Origin of the sequence: Christiangramia sp. LLG6405-1 (assembly GCF_045055805.1) — a bacterium.
Lineage (GTDB): Bacteria > Bacteroidota > Bacteroidia > Flavobacteriales > Flavobacteriaceae > Christiangramia.
In genome coordinates this window covers 3,142,903-3,166,425 of record NZ_CP159330.1, presented here as the reverse complement: position 1 = coordinate 3,166,425, position 23,523 = coordinate 3,142,903, and the positions used below count along the sequence as shown (strand labels likewise).

At 39.4% G+C, this 23,523-nt stretch carries 21 protein-coding genes, 1 tRNA gene and 1 pseudogene; 9 read left to right on the top strand and 14 right to left on the bottom strand.

The features are described from left to right. Positions 1-63 precede the first annotated feature (63 nt). The 7 genes from ABVM50_RS14630 to ABVM50_RS14600 all read left to right on the top strand — a co-directional run bounded on the left by ABVM50_RS14630 (position 64) and on the right by ABVM50_RS14600 (position 6,281). Positions 64-837 (top strand): tetratricopeptide repeat protein, encoded by a 774-nt coding sequence (locus ABVM50_RS14630; protein ID WP_295181612.1) that lies wholly within the window; start codon positions 64-66, stop codon positions 835-837. A gap of 3 nt (positions 838-840) precedes the next feature. Further along, the gene (gene ribH / locus ABVM50_RS14625) at positions 841-1,347 is read left to right on the top strand and encodes a 6,7-dimethyl-8-ribityllumazine synthase (RefSeq protein ID WP_295181610.1); all 507 of its coding nucleotides are present in this window, start codon (positions 841-843) and stop codon (positions 1,345-1,347) included. Positions 1,348-1,453: 106 nt separating this feature from the next. Then, complete coding sequence (locus ABVM50_RS14620; protein ID WP_260443423.1) at positions 1,454-1,747, top strand: hypothetical protein; 294 nt, start codon at positions 1,454-1,456, stop codon at positions 1,745-1,747. Beyond that, a complete protein-coding gene (gene mutL, locus ABVM50_RS14615; RefSeq protein ID WP_405199239.1) occupies positions 1,748-3,601 on the top strand; it encodes a DNA mismatch repair endonuclease MutL in 1,854 nt (617 codons plus the stop codon). Next, positions 3,601-4,344 (top strand): rhomboid family intramembrane serine protease, encoded by a 744-nt coding sequence (locus ABVM50_RS14610; protein WP_141878249.1) that lies wholly within the window; start codon positions 3,601-3,603, stop codon positions 4,342-4,344. Before mutL ends, ABVM50_RS14610 begins: the two co-directional genes overlap by 1 nt. Then, positions 4,344-5,252, top strand: coding sequence for a rhomboid family intramembrane serine protease (locus ABVM50_RS14605; RefSeq protein WP_405199238.1), 909 nt, complete (start codon positions 4,344-4,346; stop codon positions 5,250-5,252). Before ABVM50_RS14610 ends, ABVM50_RS14605 begins: the two co-directional genes overlap by 1 nt. Continuing rightward, a complete protein-coding gene (locus ABVM50_RS14600; RefSeq protein ID WP_405199237.1) occupies positions 5,253-6,281 on the top strand; it encodes an endonuclease/exonuclease/phosphatase family protein in 1,029 nt (342 codons plus the stop codon). On the opposite strand, the gene ABVM50_RS14595 is transcribed toward ABVM50_RS14600, so the two are convergent. The 14 genes and pseudogenes from ABVM50_RS14595 to ABVM50_RS14530 all read right to left on the bottom strand — a co-directional run bounded on the left by ABVM50_RS14595 (position 6,276) and on the right by ABVM50_RS14530 (position 21,817). After that, entirely contained in the window at positions 6,276-6,911 is a 636-nt protein-coding gene (locus tag ABVM50_RS14595) for a WbqC family protein (protein WP_405199236.1), read from the bottom strand. The two genes, ABVM50_RS14600 and ABVM50_RS14595, sit on opposite strands and share 6 nt — an antisense overlap. Positions 6,912-6,913: 2 nt before the next feature. Then, entirely contained in the window at positions 6,914-8,476 is a 1,563-nt protein-coding gene (gene lepB, locus ABVM50_RS14590; RefSeq protein WP_405199235.1) for a signal peptidase I, read from the bottom strand. 49 nt (positions 8,477-8,525) lie between these two features. Next, entirely contained in the window at positions 8,526-9,239 is a 714-nt protein-coding gene (dapB, locus tag ABVM50_RS14585; protein ID WP_405199234.1) for a 4-hydroxy-tetrahydrodipicolinate reductase, read from the bottom strand. Next, on the bottom strand, positions 9,240-9,833 hold the full coding sequence (locus tag ABVM50_RS14580; RefSeq protein ID WP_405199233.1) for a DUF5683 domain-containing protein: 594 nt from the start codon (positions 9,831-9,833) through the stop codon (positions 9,240-9,242). Next, positions 9,823-10,728: a ParB/RepB/Spo0J family partition protein gene (locus tag ABVM50_RS14575; RefSeq protein ID WP_405199232.1), complete on the bottom strand. Its 906-nt coding sequence runs from the start codon at positions 10,726-10,728 to the stop codon at positions 9,823-9,825. Before ABVM50_RS14575 ends, ABVM50_RS14580 begins: the two co-directional genes overlap by 11 nt. 2 nt (positions 10,729-10,730) lie before the next feature. Then, on the bottom strand, positions 10,731-11,495 hold the full coding sequence (locus tag ABVM50_RS14570) for a ParA family protein (protein WP_141878241.1): 765 nt from the start codon (positions 11,493-11,495) through the stop codon (positions 10,731-10,733). A gap of 149 nt (positions 11,496-11,644) precedes the next feature. After that, positions 11,645-14,476 (bottom strand): M16 family metallopeptidase, encoded by a 2,832-nt coding sequence (locus ABVM50_RS14565; protein WP_405199231.1) that lies wholly within the window; start codon positions 14,474-14,476, stop codon positions 11,645-11,647. 153 nt (positions 14,477-14,629) lie between these two features. Beyond that, a complete protein-coding gene (locus ABVM50_RS14560) occupies positions 14,630-15,511 on the bottom strand; it encodes an SDR family oxidoreductase (protein ID WP_141878239.1) in 882 nt (293 codons plus the stop codon). Positions 15,512-15,530: 19 nt separating this feature from the next. Further along, positions 15,531-17,660: a methylmalonyl-CoA mutase gene (scpA, locus tag ABVM50_RS14555; protein ID WP_405199230.1), complete on the bottom strand. Its 2,130-nt coding sequence runs from the start codon at positions 17,658-17,660 to the stop codon at positions 15,531-15,533. Between the two features lie 5 nt (positions 17,661-17,665). Continuing rightward, a complete protein-coding gene (locus ABVM50_RS14550; protein WP_405199229.1) occupies positions 17,666-19,066 on the bottom strand; it encodes a methylmalonyl-CoA mutase subunit beta in 1,401 nt (466 codons plus the stop codon). A 25-nt stretch (positions 19,067-19,091) separates the two neighbouring features. Then, on the bottom strand, positions 19,092-19,406 hold the full coding sequence (locus ABVM50_RS14545; RefSeq protein WP_141878236.1) for a septum formation initiator family protein: 315 nt from the start codon (positions 19,404-19,406) through the stop codon (positions 19,092-19,094). A gap of 19 nt (positions 19,407-19,425) precedes the next feature. Then, positions 19,426-20,046 (bottom strand): annotated as a pseudogene (gene udk / locus ABVM50_RS14540) (uridine kinase); the annotation flags it as partial. A gap of 108 nt (positions 20,047-20,154) precedes the next feature. Further along, complete coding sequence (locus ABVM50_RS14535) at positions 20,155-20,622, bottom strand: cytochrome c (RefSeq protein WP_141878234.1); 468 nt, start codon at positions 20,620-20,622, stop codon at positions 20,155-20,157. Positions 20,623-20,626: 4 nt separating this feature from the next. Next, entirely contained in the window at positions 20,627-21,817 is a 1,191-nt protein-coding gene (locus ABVM50_RS14530) for a PQQ-dependent sugar dehydrogenase (RefSeq protein ID WP_405199228.1), read from the bottom strand. Between the two features lie 119 nt (positions 21,818-21,936). On the opposite strand from ABVM50_RS14530, the gene ABVM50_RS14525 reads away from it, so the two are divergent. Both ABVM50_RS14525 and ABVM50_RS14520 read left to right on the top strand, forming a co-directional pair. Then, positions 21,937-22,011 (top strand) — tRNA-Pro (locus tag ABVM50_RS14525). Positions 22,012-22,228: 217 nt separating this feature from the next. Beyond that, positions 22,229-23,470 carry a site-specific integrase gene (locus tag ABVM50_RS14520; RefSeq protein ID WP_405199227.1) on the top strand — a complete coding sequence of 414 codons (1,242 nt, stop codon included), beginning with the start codon at positions 22,229-22,231 and terminating at the stop codon, positions 23,468-23,470. Positions 23,471-23,523 lie beyond the last annotated feature (53 nt).

Here is a 23,523-nt window from a genome sequence, read left to right as displayed (position 1 = left end):
CAAATATTTTCTCTTTTAATTTTCACAAAATATTATATTTTTGCCACGCATTAAAAATTTTTTATGGCATCTTATAAGAAAAGAGGATACAAGCCTTCCGGGAAATCTGAGAAGGAACAAATCGAAGAACAGGAATCAACAACTGCTGAAGTTTTTAACAGTTTAGATGAAGGGGCAAGTAGAACCGAAACCTGGGTCGCCGATAATCAAAAGTATATCTACATCATTGTGGGAGTTGCTATCGTTGCTGTACTTGGATACCTTGGATACAATCGTTTTATCCACGAACCAAAACAGAACGAAGCTGCCAACGAGATGGCAATGGCACAAAACTATATGGCTTCAGCTCTTAGAGCGAATGGAGCACAGAGTGATTCCCTTTACAATCTTGCACTTAATGGTGGGGAAGGTAAATACGGATTCCTTGATATCATAGAGAATTATGGTGGTACAGATGCGGCAAATCTTGCTCAGTATAATGCTGGTTTCGCTTACCTAAGAACTGGAAAGTATCAGGAAGCTATCGAGCAATTGGAAGGTTTTAGCAGTGATGATGAGATTTTCTCTGCATTGGCAACTGGTGGAATTGGAGATGCTTTTCTTCAGTTAGATCAGCCGGAAGAAGCTTTAGGATATTATGAGAAGGCAGCAGATATGCGTACAAACTCATTTACAACTCCTAGATTTCTTTTAAAAGCTGCGATCACTGCAATTAATACTGGTGATGCTGAAGCTGCGGAAGAATATTTAATTAAGATCGAAGAGGAGTATGCAGATTCTCCTGAAGCAGATAAAGTGGCTGTCTATCTTGGACAGGCCCGCGCGATGAAAAAATAATATATGGCTACAAAAGGTAATAACCTTTCAGAGTACGATAAAGATACAATCCCAAACGCGAAAGACTTTCGGTTTGGGATTGTTGTTTCTGAATGGAATGAGGAAATAACACAAGGCTTGTTTCAGGGTGCATTTGATGCGTGGATCGAAAACGGTGTGCAAAAGGAGAACATTGTACGCTGGAACGTTCCAGGTAGCTTTGAACTTATTTACGGCTGCAAGAAAATGCAGGAAAGTTTTGAAATGCTGGATGCAATCGTTGCCGTTGGAAATGTAATACAGGGAGAGACCAAGCACTTTGACTTTGTATGTGATGGGGTAACGCAGGGCATTAAAGATCTCAATGTACAGACAGATATTCCGGTCATTTTTTGTGTACTTACAGATAATAATATCGAGCAGTCTCGCGCCAGAAGTGGTGGAGAACACGGGAATAAAGGAACAGAAGCTGCTATTGCCGCGATAAAGATGGCTCAGCTTAGAAAGGACGCTAAATTCTACAAGGGATAAGCAGGATTTTCAAAACGGCATTGTCTTTGTGTTCTTATTAATCGAATAAGGCTTCGGAATTCTGAAGCATTTTGAGTAAATTTGGAACAGCAAACAATCTACAGTTTTGAAAATCAATTTAGGCAAGATCAGGAAAAATACCAGGTATAATTACACTCCTCGTTATTATAAAGGGAAGGATACCGGGAATGTCTATGATTTTGACTCAAAATTCAACAAATACAGAGAAGCTACAAATGCGATCGATTTCGGTTCTCACTGGGCTGAGGCTCGTGAATCCAGTCGAACGAGAGGTAATAGAAGTATTAACCGTCGTGTTGTATACATTATAGTAGTACTCGTCTTTATTTGCCTGTGGATATTAGATTTTGATTTGTCCATTTTCTCGAATCCCCGTTAGATGAATAACATTATTCAACTGTTGCCCGATCATGTTGCAAACCAGATCGCTGCGGGTGAGGTGGTTCAACGACCGGCTTCAGTAATCAAAGAACTTCTCGAAAATAGTATAGACGCACATTCAGGTCGAATACAGGTGGTCATTAAAGACGCTGGTAAGACTTTGATACAGGTCATTGATGATGGTGCTGGAATGAGTATCACAGATGCGCGCATGAGCTTTGAAAGACATGCAACTTCCAAAATTAAAATTGCCGATGATCTTTTTGCCTTGAGAACCAAAGGTTTTCGAGGTGAAGCCCTTGCATCCATTGCTGCGATCGCGCATGTGGAGTTAAAGACGAAAACAGAGAATGAAGAGATTGGGACCTGCATTAAGATCGAAGGAAGCAAGATCTCTGCCCAGGATGCCTGTGTAACTCCAAAGGGAACCTGTATTAGCGTCAAGAATCTTTTTTACAATATACCAGCCCGGAGAAATTTTTTGAAGTCTGATAATGTTGAGACGCGGCATATCATTGATGAATTTCAACGTGTGGCGCTGGCGCATCCAGATATTAGTTTTTCACTAACTCATAACGGGAACGAATTATTTCAATTACCTGCGGCCAATCATCGCCAGAGAATCACCAACATTCTTGGTGGAAAAACGAACGAAAAGCTTGTTCCGGTTGAAGAAGATACTGGTATCGTCAAAATTTCCGGATTCGTAGGCAAACCTGAATTCGCTAAAAAGAGCAGGGGAGAACAGTTCTTCTTCGTGAATAATCGTTTTATTAAAAGTCCGTATTTAAATCATGCTGTTGTAGCATCTTTTGAAGGGCTGCTTAAAGATAAAAGCTACCCGAGCTATTTTCTTTATCTGGATGTAGATCCAAAAACGATCGATATCAACATTCATCCAACTAAAACTGAGATCAAGTTTGACGATGAGCATGCTTTATATGCTATCTTGAAAAGTGCTATCAAGCACGCGCTTGGCCAGTTTAATGTAGCGCCTATTCTGGATTTTGATAGGGATTCTGAATTGGATACACCGTATAATTATCAGTCAAAACAGGCGAGTGCGCCTCAGATCGAGGTAGATAGAAATTTTAATCCATTTCAATCTGAGAACTCTGCACGCTCCTATAACCCTTCAATTTCTAAATACAGGAGAGATAAGCCTGCAGAATGGGAAAGCCTGTACTCTGGTTTGGAATCTGAGTCAACTTCAGACGTAGATGTTCGACAAATAGAATTTGAAAGTGAAGAGGTTACCGGTAATCTTTTTGCCGGGAAAGAAGATGAGATCGAGAAATCCACCTTTCAGCTTCATAAAAAATATATTATTTCCACTTTAAAGAGCGGTATACTCGTTATTGATCAGCACCGTGCTCATACGCGCATCCTTTACGAGGAATTATTGAAGAATATTACCGTTTCTGCTGCAGTTAGTCAGCAATTATTATTTCCTTTGAAACTTCAGTTTAATCATCAAGAAATGGAGATGCTGCAGGAGATCAAAGAATCGCTGGAACAAACCGGTTTTATCTTTTCATCATTCGATAAAGATGAAGTGGAAATCTCTGGAATTCCGACTCTGATCTCTGAGAGTGAAGTAGAAATTTTACTGGAACAGCTAATTGCCGACTTTGAAAAAGACGTACCTGATAATGGATTTTCTCAAACCGATCTATTATCTAAATCTTTAGCAAATTCAATGGCGGTTCGTTCTGGAACCATGTTGAATTCAGCTGAGCAACAACATATTGTTAACCGACTTTTTGCCTGTAAAGAACCGGCTTTAAGTCCTTCAAATAGAACCATTTTCACTACGCTATCTATAGAGGAATTGGACAAAAAATTTGCCTGATGGGAAAGATTACAGATACGGTAAAGACGTTATTGATTATCAATGTGATATTTTTCATTGGGAGTCAGCTATTAGGTGATGTAGCCTACGAGTATTTCGCACTCTGGTTCGTCAAGAATCCGAATTTCCAGGTTTGGCAGGTCATTACCCACATGTTCATGCATGGCGGCTTTACACATATTCTTTTTAATATGTACGCTTTGTGGGCCTTTGGTGGACCTATTGAACAAATGCTGGGACAGAAAAGATTTTTATTTTTTTACTTTACAGCCGGGATTGGAGCCGCTTTGCTGCATACGCTTGTAAATTTTTATGGGTACCAGTCGGGAGTTCAGGATTTACTGGATGCGGGAATGAACATGACCCAGGTCGATAATTTCTTCTTAACCGGGGAATATCCAAAAGCAATTCTGGACACTGTACCCATGGATACTTTACAAAGCGCCTACGAAGCGTTCACTACGCCAGCTGTAGGAGCTTCCGGAGCAATATATGGGATTCTTGTAGCGTTTGGTATGATGTTTCCTAATGTAGAATTATTCCTTTTATTCGTGCCTGTACCAATCAAAGCTAAATACTTTATACCTGCGATCATTCTATTAGACCTGTTCTCAGGAGTTACGGGTTACTCTTTATTTGGAGGATCTATAGCACATTTTGCTCACGTTGGAGGCGCCCTGTTCGGGTTCCTGATGATGTATTACTGGAAGAAGAATCAGTTTAACGATAATCGCTGGTACTAATGAGCGCAGCAGACAAAATAAGATTTAAGTTACAAACTGCTACGGTAGTTGAGAAGCTTATTGCGGTGAACGTACTGGCGTTCCTTGTTTTCTACCTATTTAGAACCATTGCTTATTTATTCAACTTCCCTTCAGATTTTTTACTGGAATGGTTAGTTTTTCCGAAGGAGCCGCTGGAATATATTATGAAGCCATGGTCGATCATTACCTATGCATTTCTACATAGCGGCATCTGGCATATTGCATCCAATATGCTTATTCTATATTTTTCGGGAATCTATTTCCTGAATTATTTTTCACCTAAAAGACTACTGAATTACTATTTCCTGGGGATCATCATTGGAGCTCTGGTCTATATGCTTAGTTATAACCTTTTTCCAGCTTTTCAGGGTACCGGAAAATCTTATTTAATAGGAGCTTCCGCAGGAGTGATGGCTGTACTTATAGGAATAGCCACACACGTCCCGAACATGAGAGTGAGATTAATGCTGATAGGCAGTGTGAAATTCTGGTATATCGCCGCATTTCTGGTTGCACTTGATGTCATACAAATTCCAATGGGTAACGCAGGTGGGCATTTTGCGCATCTTGGAGGTGCAGCTCTAGGGTATATTTATACTAAACAGCTTCAGAAAGGGAATGATATTGGAAAATGGTTCGAGAATATTATGGATAGTGTTGAGACCTTATTCAAACCAGGCGAACGCAAGCCAAAAATGAAAACAGTACATCGTAATAAGACTCAGGCTGCAAAAACTCGCAATACAAAAACCAAAACTACTTCCTCAAGTAAAAATGAGAAACAGCAAAAAGTAGATAACATTCTTGATAAGATCAGCAAAAGCGGATATGAGAGTTTGTCTAAAGCTGAAAAGGACTATTTATTCCAGGCCGGTAAAGAAGACTAGATGAAGAATCTAAATCTTTTTGACAAGCTTGTCTTTGTACTTAATTCGCTTGCAGCTACGGCCTTACTATTCTCCTATTTATTACCTCATGTTCCTCCAAAAACCTTTCCGCTACTTTCGGTACTAAGTCTGGGAGTTCCTGTACTTATCATACTAAATGCACTTTTCCTGGTGTACTGGTTGATCCGACTTAAAAGACAATTATTGCTGTCCTTAATTGTACTTTTGTTAGGCTATAATTATATCTCTGTTTTTGTAAACTTCGGAAATGATATCGATGAAGAACTGGAAGCAGATCTTACGTTAATGAGTTATAACGTTCGAATGTTCAATGCCTATAACTGGACTGAAAGAACCGATATTCCTGAAAAGATCACTGCTTTTGTAAAAGAAAAGAATCCGGATATTCTGAGTGTGCAGGAACATTATGTAGGTGCTGCCGAATTATCGAAAATCTATCCATATAAGTACGTTAAGCTGAAGGGTAAAAATTCAGAATTTGGATCGGCGATCTTTTCTAAATATCCAATTATAAAAGAGCATTCCGTAGACTTCCCCCATGATGGAAATAACAATGCAATATATGCTGATATTCTTGTTAATAAAGATACACTGCGTGTTTTTAATGTGCATTTCCAGTCTTTAAATATCAAACCGGGTATTACTGACCTTAAGAATGAAGATTCTAAGAAATTACTGGGTAGAATCGGATATGGATTTTCTCTCCAACAGGAACAGGCAGAAATGATGATGAGAGAAGTAGATGAATCACCGTACAAGACTATTATCATGGGTGATTTTAATAATACTAGTTTCTCTTATATCTATGATCTGGTGCGTCAGGATGGTCGTTTTAACGATGCATTTTTAACTGCTGGTACAGGCTTCGGAAAAAGTTTTAAACTGAATTATTTTCCACTTCGTATCGATTTCTTATTAATAGAAAAGCAAATGGAAATACTCGAATTTGAAAAATACGATGTTGATTTCTCAGATCATTTCCCGGTATCTGCTTCAATTAAATTATAAGTTTTGTTCCTGCAAGTAAGCTAGTGATGCTGGCCCTTCATTAAAGATAAGGTCAAGAACGCACAGGTTGTTTAGAAAACCTTGTTTCTCTTCAAAAACCTGGTGATACCTCACGTTTTCAAATCCAAAATCAGATTTTGCATTTATAAGGTTTCTACGATCAAGCATCCCTTCCGGCTTCAGTTCAAACTCTAAAGTTTGATCAAATGTCCAGTCGACCTGTAATGAATCGGCGACAAACTCCATACAGCGATAATTAAAATCTAGCAGATATTTGAAGGAGTTTTCGTAAAGCGGCCTCAATTCATCTTCATAGAATTCGAAAAATGGAGAGGTCTGATACGAAGCTTTAAATGCACGCCAGTGCTGCAACTGCCATGGGAATTCATTCTCGATCTGAATATCCCGGTATTTCTGTTTGCTCCTTTTTGGAAGTCCTAATGCTGCATTGTGTTTTATAGGAATGTTTAGAGTAAGCTTTCCGTTGGCATCATAGATATACATGCGATTACGGTAAGTTTGTTTCTGGTAATTATCCTCAGCTTCAAATATTACCGCTTCAGCTTTAGTAAAGGCAACCCATTGACTTACTGGTCCAAAATAGGAGGGATGTAGTAAAACCGGATCCATCCTTAAGCTTCTCTACGTTGTTTGAAAAATCTCCATCCGAAGAAGACTACCAATGCGATCAGGAAATACGGTAAAAACGAGGTTGGACTTCCGTCACCTTTAACTGTAGTAAAAACACGATCCCATCGAATTTTATCAAATCCGCTGGCATTGGAATCCCAGCTCAACCATATAAAAACAGGTTTACCTACCACATGATTTTCAGGAACATAACCCCAAGATCTACTATCTTCAGAATTATTTCTGTTGTCCCCCATCATCCAGTAGTAATTCTGATGAAAAGTGTATTCAGATATCGGACTTCCATTCAACAATACCTGAGTACCATTCAGGCTTAGTTTATTATTTAAACCATACTCAGAACCTTCATAAGTTTCGATGATCTCCTTGTAAAAAGGCATGCTTTCAGGGGTGATCTTTACAGTAGCACCTTTCTTCGGAATATAAATAGGTCCAAAATTATCATTGTTCCATCGCCCCCTGTCATTTGGAAACAACCTACTGCTTTTAGATAAAGTATCTGCCGCTCTTTTGATGCTGGCCACATTGGGATGATTCTTAAGTCTTTCAAAAGTCTCTTCTGTAATAGCAACGAAAGTAAATTCATTGGTGGCCGGATTATATCCAAAACCATCTGTAATATCATAAACTTTGTATAGCGTTTGAGGATTGAATGGCTGCCCTTTAGTCACACCGGTATAGGTAAACTGTGGTTTAGCTCTTTCTGGCAATTGCAATTGCTCACCGTTAATAAATACGAATCCATTCTTTACAGATAGTGAATCTCCAGGGACTCCCACCGCACGCTTTACATAATTGGATTTTTTATCGATCGGTTTTTCGTAATATTTCCCATCTCCATATTGCTGAAAAGCATTTACGGTATCTACAGGCCAGTTGAATACAACAATATCGTTACGTTCTATATCTTCAAAACCGGGAAATCTAAGATAGGGGATCTGTGGATCGTTTAGATACGACTTGGTATTAACTACAGGAATGGTGTCGTGTACCATTGGAAAGGCCACTGCAGTCTTCGGTATTCTTGCACCGTAATGGAATTTGCTTACCAACAGAAAGTCACCTACCAGCAAGGTTTTTTCGAGAGAAGAGGTTGGAATAGTAAAAGGCTGCATAAAGTAAGTATGCACGATAGTTGCGGCAATTACCGCAAATAGGATGGAACTTACCCATTCACCAACTTCAGATCGCGGTTTCAGGTCTCTATCTACGATATATGGATCGTTGGTAGCATAATTGACATAGTAAATATAAAATCCTAAGGTTAGAATTACCGCAAAGGTCTCGGCAGTTGAATTTCTACCGAAGCTTCGAATGGTTTCCACCCACGTAACTGGTATGATGATCAGGTTTACGATGGGAATAAAGAAAAGTATAACCCACCATTTCGGTCGGTTGATGATCTGCATTAAAACAACTGCATTGTAAACCGGAACCGCAGCTTCCCATGCTTTTCTACCTGCACGCTGATAAAGTTTCCAGGTCCCTAAAAAATGAACCACCTGTATGATCAGGAAAAAAATGAACCATTCGGTAAATGTCATATTGATTTCTTTTACTGGTTAGGCTGAAAACGCCTGCATTTGTTACAAATTAGTTCTTAAAAAGATCGGCAAGTACATCTTTCATGCTATAAATACCTGTTTTGTCTTTAAGGTATTCTGCAGCGACCACAGCTCCAAGAGCAAATCCCTGCCTGCTTTTAGCGGTATGTTTGATCTCGATGGTATCAATTTCAGAATCGTAGCTTACCACGTGGGTTCCTGGAACATCTTCAATACGCTTGGCATGGATCGGAATTTTATTCTCATCTGTCGAATCTAATTGCCAGCCTTTTAATTGCTTGTTTTCATGAATGATCTGTTCAGCAAGGCTAATTGCAGTGCCGCTGGGAGCATCCAGTTTTTTGGTATGGTGAATTTCCTCGATTTCTACGAAGTAATCTTCCAGACCTTGCATCATTCCGGCTAATTTCCGGTTCAGTTCGAAAAACACGTTGACCCCGAGACTGAAATTTGATGCATATATAAATGCTGAATTTTCTTCGGAACAAATTTTCGTTGCCTTTTCATAATCATCCAGCCAACCGGTAGTTCCACTTACAACTGGAACTCCAGCTTTAAAACAGGTCGTGATATTTTTAAAAGCAGCATCGGGTACACTGAAATCTATAGCAACATCAGCCTTCGTGAGATCATGATTTTCGATATCATCACTTACTTTCAGTACGATCTCGTGACCTCTGTTTTTCGCGATTTCCTCAATGGTTTTACCCATTCTTCCGTAGCCTAAAAGAGCGATTTTCATTTAAAAATTAAAGTTTAAAGTAAGTCCGTAATTAGTTTTTCCGGTAAGTGAATTGAAATCGAAATTAGGTTGAAGCGTTAGGTCCTCATCAACATTAAACTGTCGTAAATGAGCCTCTACATTTGCATCGATGATATTCAGAATATAAACGCCAACCGTTACCAGTAATGAGATCTCTTTATTTTTCTGATATACTTCCTGAGCTCTTATAAGACCATCTGTGCTAACAAATACCCTTTCGTCCTTGCCGTTAAATTGGTCTTCTCTACCCGCGATCCTGCTCTTATAGGCATCCCGGTACTTCGAGTATTGCTTATCGTTTTCGAGATAATAATAAATTCCTGTGGCTAGTCCGCCATAAGCGATAGGAATTTTCCAGTAGCTGCCATTGTAAGCCTGTCCTAAACCGGGAAGTATTGCCGAGTAAAAAGCAGCCTTTGCCGGGGCAAGTGCGTTATAGGGTTCATAATCCTTTTCTACAATTTCAGTTTCAATACCTTCCTTTCCCTGAATGCTTAAAGAGTCGGTTTGCGCCTGGATTCCTGAAAAAGAGAACAGCACTGATAATATACAAAGTAGTGATCTATTCTTCACTTTTGATCAGGTTTTTGATGCGCTCAAAATCTTCTTCCGAAGAAAACGGAATAGTTAGTTTTCCACTTCCTTTTTTGGTCACCTTCACATCTACCTTGGTTCCAAGATATTCTGAAAATTCCTTAATCCCTTTTTTATAGGTTTTTGGAACACTGGTCTTAGCAGTGGTATTACCTGAAGTTTTCCCTTTGCCATTAAGCTCACGAACTAATTGCTCGGTTTCTCGAACTGACAGTGATTTTTGAAGGATCTTCTCGTAAATATCAAGCTGTTGCTGCGTGTCATCAATATTGATAAGTGCACGGCCATGTCCCATACTGAGGAAGCCATCTCTCATCCCGGTCTGGATGATAGGATCCAATTTTAACAGCCTGAGGTAATTGGCAACTGTAGACCTGTTTTTCCCAATCCTGTCACTTAATTGTTCCTGGGTTAACTGGATCTCATCGATTAATCTCTGGTAAGAAATAGCAATTTCTATAGGATCAAGATCCTGTCTCTGGATATTTTCTACAAGCGCCATTTCCAGGGATTCCTGGTCGTTCGCGATTCGAATATAAGAAGGGATGGTCTTAAGACCTACCAGTTTTGACGCTCTAAATCTTCTTTCTCCAGATACCAGCTGGTATTTGTCAAAATCAAGTTTTCTTACAGTAATTGGCTGGATCACTCCAAGCTCCCGAATGGAAGTAGCAAGCTCCTTTAGCGAGTCTTCGTTAAAGCTGGTTCTTGGCTGAAATGGGTTTACTTCAATAGAAGATAGTTCCAGTTCAACAATATGTCCAACAAGTTTATCGGCATTTTTATCTTCTGCAGATTTTATATCGTTATCAGGATCTTTGAGTAAGGCTGAAAGTCCTCTCCCCAATGCCTGTTTTCTGGTAGCCTTAGCCATTTCTATTCGTTTTTCTTAATAATTTCATGTGCCAGGCTTAGGTAATTGCTGGCTCCTTTACTGGAAGCGTCATAGTTAATGATACTTTCACCATAACTTGGTGCTTCACTTAAACGAACATTTCGCTGAATGATTGTTTCGAAAACCATCTCATCAAAATGTTTTTTAACCTCATCTACGACCTGGTTAGACAAACGTAACCTTGAATCATACATAGTTAATAGCAAACCTTCAATATCGAGCTTGTTATTATGTAATTTCTGAACGCTTTTGATCGTGTTCAGTAATTTACCCAGACCTTCCAGTGCAAAATATTCACATTGAATAGGTATGATCACAGAATCTGAAGCAGTAAGCGCATTTAGCGTGAGTAGTCCAAGAGATGGAGCACAATCTATCAGGATATAATCATACAGTTCTTTCAAAGGAGTGATGGCACGCTTTAACATGCTTTCCCTGTTTTCCTGGTCCACCAACTCAATTTCTATAGCAACAAGATCAATATGTGCCGGGATAATATCCAGGTTTGGAGAATTGGTTTTTTGAATGGCATCTTCTGCTTTTACCGAGTGCTCCAGTAGTTGATAAGTTCCATTTTCCACTTCCTCAACATCTATCCCCAATCCCGATGTGGCATTGGCCTGTGGATCGGCATCAATCAATAAGATCTTTTTCTCTAAAACCCCAAGTGAAGCTGCAAGGTTTACAGATGTTGTGGTTTTACCCACTCCTCCCTTTTGGTTGGCAATAGCAATGATTTTACCCATTAATTCAGTCTGATTTTTGAAAGGTAAAAATACAATTTATTATAGGTTTAGAAAATGTATTTGTTAACAGCTTCTGAAGAATGCTTAAAATAAAAAACCGCCGCCAGGTTAATTCTGGCGGCGGTCAATTAAACAAAATTTTTCTCTATTTATTCTGCTGAAGCTTCCTCAGTTTCTGGCATTAGAACTCCCAGTAAATAATTTGAACCTAAGAATTCTTCCGCTAGTTCCTGAAGCTCTTCTGCTTCAAGATCATCAACCATTTCATTGAATTTGCTGATCTCGCTCAATTTGAAGCCTTCTTCTTCGGCTTTTCTAAGCTGTTGCATCCAGAATTGGTTTTCCTGTAATTGTTCCTTGCGCTGTACCTTGAAAGTTTCTTTCACTTTTGCAAGATCTTCTTCCGTAGGACCTTCTGTTCTTAGCTTTTTAACTTCAGCAAGAGCAGCCTTCGTAAGCTTGTCTACGTTCTCAGGTCCACATGGAAATGAGATCGAAAAGCTGTAGCTGTCATAAGGAATTTCAGACATGTTTCCACGAGCTCCAACTCCGTATACACCACCTTCTTCTTCACGTAGTTGTTCTACCAGTTTAATGGTAAGAACTTCTCCAAGTGCAGACAATGCAAGATCATCTTCTTTGTCATATTCAGTTTCACCGTTCCAGATGATGCTTACCTGACTTTTAGGATCTGAACCTTTATAGATAGTTTTACTACGCTGCTCGTCGGTTTTCTCTCTAAATACCGGTGCTTTGTATTCTTCATCAGAATTGGAAGCAGGAAGACTTGCAATATAAGTGCTGGCGTATTCCTTTAATTGAGCTTCATCTACATTTCCAACAAAGAAAAATGTAAAGTCTGAAGCATCAGCAAAACGTTCCTGGTATTTCTGGTAAGCAAGATCGTAATCCATTTCGTCATACTTTTCTGGAGTAGGGAAACCTACATATCTCGTATTACCTTCATTTCTGAATTTACTCAACTCATTTTGAAAATAGAAGTTTGGATTAGACATCAGGTTGCCAAGAAAATTTTTCTGCTTGGTCACAAAGGACTGGTACGCCTCTTCATCTTTATTAAGATCTGTAAAATACAAATGGATCATCTGCATCAGGGTCTCAAAATCTTTTGGAGTGGAAGAACCATTCAATCCTTCAGAGTAAGTAGATATCTGCGGATTCACATTCACGATCTTACCGCTCATCATTTTATTCATGTCATTCTTATCTAAACCTCCTACACCGGCTTCGTTAAGACCAGCATTGGCATAAACTGTAGACATATATTCGTCGTCTGAGTACAAAGAGTTTCCTCCTTCACTATATGCTGAAAACAGGATCTCATCATTTTTGAAATCAGTTTTCTTCAGCATTATTTTAGCACCGTTGCTAAGGATCATGGTCGTAATCCCTAATTCTTCATTGACAGTTGATTCTTTTACAGAACCTTTTTCAGGCATTTCAGTAATTAGATTTTCACGAACTTCTTCATCTGCATACTTCTCGATCTCAGAGTTTTTAACGTCAGCAAGAACGGCAAGTACTTGCTCTTCAGAAATCTTTTTAACCGATTCTTTTTCTGGTCCGGTGAAAACGATGACTCTATTTTCATCATGCAGGAAGTTGTTAATCAAACCATTGATATTCTCCAGTTTAATGGCATCAAGGTTGTTCTTAGCAAATTCGTAGGTCCATTCTGTTCCGGGTATTGGTGAATCTTCCAGAAAATGACTTACGTATTGACCAATAATTCTATTGCTTTCCTGCTTGTCACGATCCTTATAAGCTTTCTCAAGCTGAGCAAGGTATTCTTTCTTAGCTCTTTCAAATTCAGCTTCGCTAAAACCATATCTTTTTACTCGCTCATTTTCTGTCACCAATGCTTTTAGAGCTTCCACTTGTGAATTCTCTCCGGCCATAGCAAAAGACTGGTAAGCGTTTTTCTTTGGGGAGTAAGTTCCGCCATAATATGAAAAACCATAAGTAAATGGGGGAGTAGAGGAGTTGGCAAGTTCCTGCAGCCTGTTATTGATCATAGAAGAAAACATGTTTTTTTCCAGTTGTTTCTTGTAATCTGCAATAGTCACTACATCTTCCGCTTCTTCCATATCCTTATAATAGATACTAACCTGGCTAAAGTTAGCTTCAGGGTCTGATGCGATGGCTACAAAAGTTGAATCATGGTTAGGTACACCATATTCTTTACGTTCTACCGGGTTTTCCCTGGCTTCAAGGTTTGAGAAGTGAGATTTGATCTTTTGTTCGATGGTTTCCACATCAAGATCACCAACCGCAATTACGGCCATAAGTCCTGGACGGTACCAGTCTTTATAGTAGTTACGAATAGTTTCGTAATCTGCATTCTCGATCACATCTTTCTTTCCTATTGGAAGTCTTTCAGCATATCTCGAATTGTACATAACCTTCGGAAGGTATTCCTGCATCATTCTCTTATCTGGCCCAAGTCCAAGTCTGTATTCTTCCAGTACAACTCCACGTTCGCCGTCGATAGCTTCTTCAGTAAGAAGTGCATTATGCGCCCAGTCTTCAAGAATGGTGAATCCTTTTTCAAGTTTTTCAGCATCATCACTGGGAATTGGCAGAATATACACGGTCTCATCAAAGCTGGTGTAGGCATTAAGATCTGCTCCAAATTTTACTCCAATACTTTGCAGGTAATCTACCAGTTCATTTTTTTCAAAATTTTTGGTACCGTTAAAGTTCATGTGTTCGATAAAATGAGCAAGACCTTGCTGATCATCGTTTTCCAGAATAGAGCCTGCTTTAAGTGCTAGGCGTAATTCTAATTTGTCTTCCGGCTTCCCATTGTTGCGAATGTAATAGGTTAGACCATTGTCAAGCTTCCCGATCTTCACGTTTGGATCCATTGGGATCTCATCGGTATCGCTAGTTTGAGCGAAACCAATACCAGTAAATACCAGGAACAGCATCCAAAGGTTGCCTGTTAGGTTTTTTTTCATAATAAATTGAAATAGGTGTTAATTAATTGCACACAAGATAATATTTCAAATCAATTAACACATATTAATGATACGGTAATGTCTAAAAAATGACATTGAGCTCCATAAAAAAACCGGGCTTTCAAGGCCCGGTTTAAATTAAGGTGTGTACAACTACTTTCCTTTTTTAGATTTGATCATTTGTTCCAGCATGTCCCACATTTCTTCAGGAACATCTTCCAGTAAATTAAACTGTCCGGCACCTTTTAACCATTCTCCACCATCTATGGTGATCACTTCACCATTTACATATGCAGAGAAATCTGAAACAAGGTATGCGGCGAGATTTGCCAGTTCCTGGTGATCTCCTACTCTCTTTAGGGGTACTTTTTTAGCCAGATCGAACTTTTCCTTTAGATCTCCTGGTAGCAATCTGTCCCACGCTCCTTTAGTAGGAAAAGGTCCAGGTGCAATGGCATTAGATCTAATGCCGTACTTTGCCCATTCTACTGCCAGAGATCTGGTCATGGCAAGTACGCCGGCTTTTGCGGTAGCACTTGGAACTACATAGGCAGATCCAGTCCATGCATAGGTAGTAACGATATTAAGGATATTCTTGTTTTCCTGTTTTTCATCGATCCAGTGTTTTCCGAAGGCAAGCGTGCAGTTCTTGCTACCTTTCAAAACAATATCAATAATAGTATCAAAGGCATTCGCGCTCAAACGTTCTGTTGGGGATATGAAATTTCCAGCTGCGTTGTTCAGTAGAATATCTACAGATCCAAATTCGGCTACCGCTTTATCGCGCATAGCTTCCACCTGATCATAATGTCTCACATCACACTGCAAAGGAAGACATCTTCCGCCGGTTTGTTCTTCCAGTTCTTTTGCTACTTTCTCCAGCTTTTCCATATTTCTGGAAGTGATCGCAACGTTTGCTCCCAGTTCCAGGAAATAAGTAGTCATCGATTTTCCAAGACCACTACCACCACCGGTTACAACAATTGTTTTTCCGGCTAAAGCATCATCACGGAGCATTTTTTTCTTTAAATCCATATTTTGGTTGGTTATATGATTATTCGTCGATTAATATTTCAAGTAATTGTATCGCAGCATCACTGATTTTGGTCCCCGGGCCAAATACTGCCACGGCTCCTGAATCGAACAGGAACTGGTAATCCTGAGATGGGATCACACCTCCAACGATGACCATGATATCATCACGTCCTAACTTCTGAAGTTCTTCGATAACCTGCGGAACAAGGGTTTTATGTCCAGCGGCTAGTGAAGATACCCCAAGAATATGAACGTCATTTTCCACGGCCTGTTGTGCTGCTTCGGCTGGAGTCTGGAACAATGGTCCAATATCTACGTCAAATCCAAGATCGGCATATCCGGTAGCAACTACCTTTGCTCCACGATCGTGACCATCCTGTCCCATTTTTGCAACCATGATCCTTGGTCGGCGACCATCCATTTCAGCGAACTTATCGGCCATTTCACGAGCCTTTTTAAATGAGCTGTTGTCTTTCATTTCTTTTGAATATACTCCGCTGAATGACTGAATCTTAGCTTTATATCTACCGTAAACGCTTTCCAGTGCATCACTAATTTCACCCAAAGTAGCACGATCACGAGCTGCTTCAACGGCAAGTTCCAGTAAGTTAGCATTTTCTTCTTTGGCTGCCATGGTCAGCTTTTCAAGGCTGTTTTTTACTTTATCTGAATCTCTCTCAGATCTTATTTTTTCTAACCTGGCGACCTGTTGTTTTCGTACGGTTTGATTGTCTACTTCCAGAGTAACCATATCATCTTCCTTATCAAGACGATATTTGTTCACACCTATGATCACATCTGTTTCGCTGTCTATTCGGGCCTGTTTTCTGGCAGCAGCTTCTTCTATCCTCATTTTTGGAATACCGGCCTCAATAGCTTTGGTCATTCCGCCAAGTTCTTCAACTTCCTCAATGAGCTTCCAGGCTTTCGCAGCGATCTCTTCGGTAAGCTTTTCAACATAATAACTTCCGGCCCAAGGATCCACCGTCTTGGTAATATTCGTCTCCTGTTGAAGATAAAGTTGCGTATTTCGTGCTATTCTGGCAGAAAAGTCGGTTGGGAGTGCGATCGCTTCATCGAGAGCATTGGTATGTAAACTCTGGGTTCCACCAAAGGCTGCTGCCGCTGCTTCGATACAGGTTCTCGCCACGTTGTTGAACGGATCCTGCTCGGTCAAACTCCATCCACTGGTTTGTGAATGCGTTCTTAGACTTAGAGATTTAGGATTGGTAGGATTAAATTGCTTTACCAGTTTTGCCCATAACATTCTTCCTGCGCGCATTTTGGCGATCTCCATAAAATGGTTCATTCCAATCGCCCAGAAAAATGAAAGTCTTGGTGCAAAACTGTCAATTTTCATTCCTGCATCAAGTCCTTTACGAATATATTCCAGTCCATCGGCCAGCGTATAGGCAAGCTCGATATCACAGGTAGCACCGGCTTCCTGCATATGATAACCGGAAATACTAATGCTATTGAATTTTGGCATATTTTGAGATGAATACTCAAATATGTCTGAAATGATCTTCATGGAAGGAGTAGGAGGATAGATATAGGTATTTCTCACCATAAACTCCTTAAGTATATCATTCTGGATCGTACCTGATAATAATTCTGGTTTTACGCCCTGTTCTTCCGCAGCAACGATGTAGAATGCCATAATAGGAAGAACTGCTCCATTCATAGTCATGGAAACCGACATTTTATCCAGCGGAATCTGGTCGAAAAGGATCTTCATGTCCTCAACCGAATCTATCGCAACCCCAGCTTTACCAACATCTCCAACCACACGTTCGTGATCACTGTCATAACCTCTATGTGTTGGCAAGTCAAATGCTACCGATAGTCCTTTTTGACCTGCAGCTAAGTTTCGTCTATAAAAGGCATTGCTTTCTTCGGCGGTGGAAAAGCCTGCATATTGTCTAATCGTCCATGGTCTGCTCACATACATCGTACTGTATGGTCCGCGTAAATAGGGAGGGATTCCGGCGGCAAATTCAAGATGTTCTGCTTCTGAAAGGTCTTCTTTCGAGTAAGATGTTTTGATCTCTATCTCTTCGGGTGTCTCGAAGGTCTCCGCGCTTATTTTCTTTGCTGAAGATAGATCTTTATCGTTTAAGCTTATATGTTGAAGGTCTTTATGTGCCATCGTTCCTAATTTTGAGAGTTTTCTGCAGAAGTTTCCTTTTCCAGTCGTTTTTGCTCCATCGCTTCACTTAATCTTCTTTCCAGGATTGGCTGTAAAAGCGTTTTTCTTGGATTTTGCTTTAAAAAAGGGTACAACTCAAGATCGTCTTTCATCCTGTCTTCAGGGTTTTCGAACTTGTTGGTTCCAATAAGGATCAGTTCCCCCGAATCAAATTTATGTTGTTCTTCCTTTGCACTTTCCTTGATCTTTTTTTGAATAATTCCTTCTTTTAGTTCGTTTAGAAAACCGCCGCCTTTCTCGATATCCTTAAATATCTGTAAAGCTTTTTCAGCAATCTGTCGGGTGATGGTTTCTATATAATAAGTCCCTTCAGCAACATTTCCTACTTTTCCAAAATAGCTTTCGTGCCTCATTACCAGCAATTGATTGCGGGCAATGCGGTCACCAAACTCATTATTCTTATGGTAGATTGCATCGTAAGGCATATTGCAAATACTGTCTGCACCACCAAGGATCGCACTCATACTTTCTGTGGTGGTTCTAAGCAGGTTGACGTTGAAGTCATATAAGGTTTTGGTGCGTTTTGTTGGTTCAGCAACAATATGACAATCTTTATGGAATCCAAATTCTGGCGCAACGGTGGCGAAAAGCCAGCGCAATGCTCTAATTTTCGAAATTTCGAAGAAATAATCGGATCCTACCGAAACGTAAAATTGAATTTTAAGACTCTCCTTCTTTTCTGAATCCAGGCCTTCAAAATGATGTAGATATTCTGAAACCTGGGCAAGTGAATAAGCAAGTTGCTGCGGAATATTGGCCCCGGCATTTTGATATAATCCCAGGTCTATGCTCAATACTGAAGCAAAGCCTGAACTTTTATGAATAATTTTTTCTAATTCTGAATGATCAGATTTCAGGTTTTCAAACCAGTTTCCAGATCGGGCAAGGTTGCCTATAATATCATTACGCAGGTAAACTTTTCTGTTAGACTTGCTAATTTCCTTATCCAGCTTCAGTATAAAATCTGAATTCAGGAACTCGCATTGCAGGTAAACCGAGACTTCCTTAGGTAAGGACTTCAGAATTTCTACGAAATCGATTTCTTCAGAAGCTAAAATGAACCATAAAGATTCAGTTCCCTTCTGTAGTTTGTCCTGGGCTTTATTTACTGCGGAAGCTTCAGAAGTGATATAGATCTTTTCACAGATATTCCAGTGAGCCGGATTAGGGATCGAAAGACTTTCTGAAATATCTTCCGAAGAATAGAAGGGTTTTATATCAATGCCGTGGAGAGTTTTGGTAACCAGTTTCTCATTATAATCGGCACCTTTAAGATCTGCCTGGATCTTTTGTTTCCATTGCTTCGCAGAAACATTTTCGAATTCCTGAAATAACAATTGCTTCATGATTTTAAATTTTTGGCGGGCGAGATCAATCTATAGTATCGTACTCGATAATATAAATATCTTCATTGGGTCTTTTCATATAGTACTTCTGGCGGGCAAAACGTTCGAGTTGCACCGAATCCTGAAGATCTTCAATGATAGCCTTGTCTTTCGCGATCTCTTCCTGATAATAGCTCTTATTACTCTGCAGTTCTTCTATTTCCACATCCAGTTCGTGATGTATGAACCAGGAATTGGTATCCAGAAAGAACATCCAGCCTATGAAAATAATGCTTATCAGTACGTATTTGTTACTGATAAACCGGAACCATCGTTTTTTACGCAGGTCTTTTAATTTCATAGGTTTTAAAGATACAAAATTAGCTTAAGCGATCTTTGATAATAGTCTGAACGATGTCAACAGCCACCGTATTGTAGCGATTGGTAGGAATGATGATATCGGCAAATTCTTTGGTAGGTTCTATAAACTGCTGATGCATTGGTTTTAAAGTCGTTTGGTATCTCCAGAGCACTTCTTCCAGATCACGGCCGCGATCTGCAATGTCACGTTTTAAACGGCGAATTAATCGCTCATCACTATCTGCATGAACGTAGATCTTAATGTCAAAAAGGTCACGAATTTCAGGGTGGGTGAGGATAAGGATTCCTTCAACGATCACTACTTTTCGAGGGTGTATCTCTACAAACTCTCCGGTTCTATTATGTTCTTTAAAAGAATAGACTGGTTGCTGAATGTTATGACCAGCGCGTAACTGTCTTAAATGCTCTGCCAGAAGATCGAAATCAATGGATTTGGGATGGTCAAAATTTATCTTTTTACGCTCTTCAAAAGTTAGATGAGTCGTATCCTGGTAGTAAGAGTCCTGGGAGATCACATCTACCTCTTCATGTTTTAATTCATCGATGATTTGATTTACAACCGTAGTCTTACCACTCCCGGTACCACCGGCGATCCCAATAATTAGCATGTTTCTAGAATTTTTGCAAAGGTAATATTACTTTTTAAAAATCTTCGGAAAGTGCAGCCTGGCTTTCGAAATAAAAAAAACCGACTTGTAAAAGTCGGTTTTGAAATTGTTGATGGTTTCTTACTCAGCGCTTTCCTTGACAGCAGCTACTTCTTCAACCGTCACCATATCGTCTATATTGTTGCTCCAGGAGTTCATGACGTAGTTCATTGCATCTGCAACTTCCTGGTCACTCAAGCCCATTGGAGTCATTACGTTGTCATATTTCTCACCGTTCACTTCAATAGGACCTTTCATTCCATATTTAACACCGCGAATGCTTTCTTCACGCTTTTCTGTAAGCCAGTTTGAACCATCGAGTGGAGGATAGGTTCCTGCAATCCCTTTCCCGTTTGGTAAGTGACAGGTCACACAAAGATCTGAATAAATACCTTTTCCTCTCTTGATACTTGCAGTTAACGGTGTTTGTTCGCTGGACTTTTCCGAAGAAGGAATTACGTAAGATTCATCTTCGGTTTCATTTTCCTTTTTGTCAGATTTACAAGCCACCATTGCGGCCAATCCAAATACGAAAAGTAGTTTCTTCATGTGATTATTTGTTGATTAATTTTGCAATTCCTTTTCCTTCAATGGCTACATAAATATCTCCATCTGGTCCCTGTCTTACGTCGCGCATGCGTCCTGCACCATCAATAAGTTTAGTTCTTTTGGTGATCTTTTTACCATCAAGTTCAAGGAGTTCAAGATATTGAAATTTTAGAGACCCTACTAAAAGGTTGCCTTTCAATTCTGGAAATTTTTCTGAAGTTACATAAGCGAATCCGCTAGGAGCAATAGAAGGTAGCCAGTAGAAAATAGGATCTTTCATTCCCGGTTTGCTACGCTCGTCGGTAATTGGTGTACCGCTATAATTTTCACCATAAGTCACTACAGGCCATCCATAATTAGCGCCTTTCTCTACTACATTGATCTCATCTCCACCTTTTGGTCCATGCTCATGCACCCAGATTTCCCCAGTTTCAGGATTGAGTATCATTCCCTGGGGATTCCTATGTCCGTAAGAATAGATCGCTTCAACGGCATTTTCTTCGCCAACGAAAGGATTGTCTGAAGGGATAGAACCATCGTCATTTAACCGGTAAACCTTCCCGTTATCACGAGAGATATCCTGTGGGTTTACATCGCGCTCACCTCTTTCACCTGCACTAAAGAATAAATAACCGTTCTTATCAAATGCTATCCTGGAACCAAAATGCTGACCTTTGGTAGTATTTGGAGAAGCCTTGTAAAGCACCTCTTTAGAAGTTAGTTTGTTGCCTTCAAGTTTTGCACGCATAATAGCAGTATTACCACCATCTGCACTACCTTCCGGGGAAGCATAGGAGAAGTAGATCCAGCCATTAGATTCATACTCTGGGTGAAGCACCACATCAAGCAAACCTCCTTGGCCGCGATCATACACTTCAGGTCCACCGGAAATCTTGATCTTTTCACCATTTTTAAAATGTATGATATCACCATTCTTTTCAGTGATCAGCATGCTCTTATCTGGCATAAATGTAAAACCCCATGGAATATCCAGACCTTCAACAACCATTTCAAATCCATAAGCATTTGAAACTCCAGCTTCAATAGGATCTGGCACTTGTTGGTTTTCTTCGGAAGTATCTCCGGGTACCGCAACAGGATCTTCAGTATTTTCTGAAAGATCGTTTCCAGAATTCGAATCACCACAGGCATAAACTGAAAATAAAATACCAATGGATGCAATATACTTTTTCATATTTCTTCTCATTTTTAAAGCAATGTTTGAACTAAGATATAAAAAAATGAAACTTTCCATGGTAGGATATGATTTATTCTTATATTTGCCGCCCAATTAATGCTAAACAATGCATTTTTCGGGGTGTAGCGTAGCCCGGTTATCGCGCCTGCTTTGGGAGCAGGAGGCCGCAGGTTCGAATCCTGCCACCCCGACGAACCTTATCGAAATAAGGACTAAAACACTGTTAATCATTTGATTTTCAGTGTTTTTTTGTTTTTAACAACATCATCTGATATCATATGAAATTAACCCTTTCAGTGAATGATTCGGTGAATGCATTTTAAAACTCATTTCGCTATCTTAGAAGAACATTTCGGTTGATTTGATTTTCGTCTTTGTAAACTATTGTATCACTTAAAGACGTTCGAAATGCCTGATTTTACTACTTTCTCCGTTCTCTTCTTTACTAGAAAATTAAATGCTAAAGAGGAAAAGCTTTCAATCTATGCTCGTATTACGGTCAATGGAAAATGCTCAGAATTGAGTTTAAAAAGGAAGATTCCATTGAATAAATGGGATCCTTCAAAATCCAGATTAAAAGGAAACTCACCACAAATTCGCAAAATCAATGACTATCTAGACCAGGTGTATTCAAAATTATTGGATACTCATAAAAAGCTTTTGGATAAAAGCTCGCTGATTACAGCAAAAAAAATCAAAGCTTCCTACCTGGGATTGGATGAAGACCATAAAACACTGAATGAAATTTTAGAGTATCATAATTCTAAAATGAAAGGGGTTCTTAAATGGGGAACACTTAAGAATTATAGCACTACTGCAGAATACTTGAAACTTTTTTTGAATAAGCGAAAAAACACCGACAATTATTATTTGAAGCAAATTAATTACCACTTTATAACCGAATTTGAGGATTTCCTGAGACATGTTAAGCCAAAGAAAGGTCAGCGACCCTGTGGGCCGAATGGAACGATGAAACACTTAGAACGCTTTAAAAAGCTTTTGAATCTGGCTATCAAACTAGAATGGCTCGATAAAAGCCCATTTCGAAGCTATACTTTTAAATTTGAAAAGAATGATCGCCAATTCCTAACGGAAAGAGAATTACAAAAATTAGAAACGACAATTTTTAAAAGTGAATCTCTGGAACGAGTAAAAGATATGTTTTTATTCTCGTGCTACTCCGGCCTCTCCTATATCGATCTAAGAGAACTGACTACCAATAAAATTGTCAAAGGAATGGATGGAAACGACTGGATCTATACCAAACGAGAAAAAACTCAGGAATCAGTAAAAATTCCTTTGCTGAATCCTGCCAAGTTAATTTTGAACAAATATTTGAAAGCTGAATATATAGATGAGAGCAAGGTATTTCCAGTCATTTCGAATCAAAAAACGAATAAATACTTAAAAGATATCATGAAAGCGATTGGTGTTAGAAAGCAAATTACATTCCATTCAGCACGTCACACCTTTGCAACAACGGTAACCTTGTCGAATGGAGTGCCAATAGAGACAGTCTCAAAAATATTAGGACATTCAAAACTGTCAACCACTCAAATTTATGCGAGAGTGTTAGAAAATAAATTGAGTTCAGATATTAACAAATTAGATCGAATTATAAGTCAAAAAAATAAAAATAGAGTTCTTTAAAATTTTGAATGATATTTCTAAATCGTAGCGTCTAATAAAAATTTATTATGCCA

Bases quoted from the DNA above. Each gene is read 5' to 3' on its own strand.
- ABVM50_RS14630 (WP_295181612.1), top strand. From the start codon at position 64: ATGGCATCTTATAAGAAAAGAGGATACAAGCCTTCCGGGAAATCTGAG.
- ribH (WP_295181610.1), top strand. From the start codon at position 841: ATGGCTACAAAAGGTAATAACCTTTCAGAGTACGATAAAGATACAATC.
- mutL (WP_405199239.1), top strand. From the start codon at position 1,748: ATGAATAACATTATTCAACTGTTGCCCGATCATGTTGCAAACCAGATC.
- ABVM50_RS14610 (WP_141878249.1), top strand. From the start codon at position 3,601: ATGGGAAAGATTACAGATACGGTAAAGACGTTATTGATTATCAATGTG.
- ABVM50_RS14605 (WP_405199238.1), top strand. From the start codon at position 4,344: ATGAGCGCAGCAGACAAAATAAGATTTAAGTTACAAACTGCTACGGTA.
- ABVM50_RS14600 (WP_405199237.1), top strand. From the start codon at position 5,253: ATGAAGAATCTAAATCTTTTTGACAAGCTTGTCTTTGTACTTAATTCG.
- ABVM50_RS14595 (WP_405199236.1), bottom strand. From the start codon at position 6,911: ATGGATCCGGTTTTACTACATCCCTCCTATTTTGGACCAGTAAGTCAA.
- lepB (WP_405199235.1), bottom strand. From the start codon at position 8,476: ATGACATTTACCGAATGGTTCATTTTTTTCCTGATCATACAGGTGGTT.
- dapB (WP_405199234.1), bottom strand. From the start codon at position 9,239: ATGAAAATCGCTCTTTTAGGCTACGGAAGAATGGGTAAAACCATTGAG.
- ABVM50_RS14575 (WP_405199232.1), bottom strand. From the start codon at position 10,728: ATGGCTAAGGCTACCAGAAAACAGGCATTGGGGAGAGGACTTTCAGCC.
- ABVM50_RS14570 (WP_141878241.1), bottom strand. From the start codon at position 11,495: ATGGGTAAAATCATTGCTATTGCCAACCAAAAGGGAGGAGTGGGTAAA.
- ABVM50_RS14565 (WP_405199231.1), bottom strand. From the start codon at position 14,476: ATGAAAAAAAACCTAACAGGCAACCTTTGGATGCTGTTCCTGGTATTT.
- ABVM50_RS14560 (WP_141878239.1), bottom strand. From the start codon at position 15,511: ATGGATTTAAAGAAAAAAATGCTCCGTGATGATGCTTTAGCCGGAAAA.
- scpA (WP_405199230.1), bottom strand. From the start codon at position 17,660: ATGGCACATAAAGACCTTCAACATATAAGCTTAAACGATAAAGATCTA.
- ABVM50_RS14550 (WP_405199229.1), bottom strand. From the start codon at position 19,066: ATGAAGCAATTGTTATTTCAGGAATTCGAAAATGTTTCTGCGAAGCAA.
- ABVM50_RS14545 (WP_141878236.1), bottom strand. From the start codon at position 19,406: ATGAAATTAAAAGACCTGCGTAAAAAACGATGGTTCCGGTTTATCAGT.
- ABVM50_RS14535 (WP_141878234.1), bottom strand. From the start codon at position 20,622: ATGAAGAAACTACTTTTCGTATTTGGATTGGCCGCAATGGTGGCTTGT.
- ABVM50_RS14530 (WP_405199228.1), bottom strand. From the start codon at position 21,817: ATGAAAAAGTATATTGCATCCATTGGTATTTTATTTTCAGTTTATGCC.
- ABVM50_RS14520 (WP_405199227.1), top strand. From the start codon at position 22,229: ATGCCTGATTTTACTACTTTCTCCGTTCTCTTCTTTACTAGAAAATTA.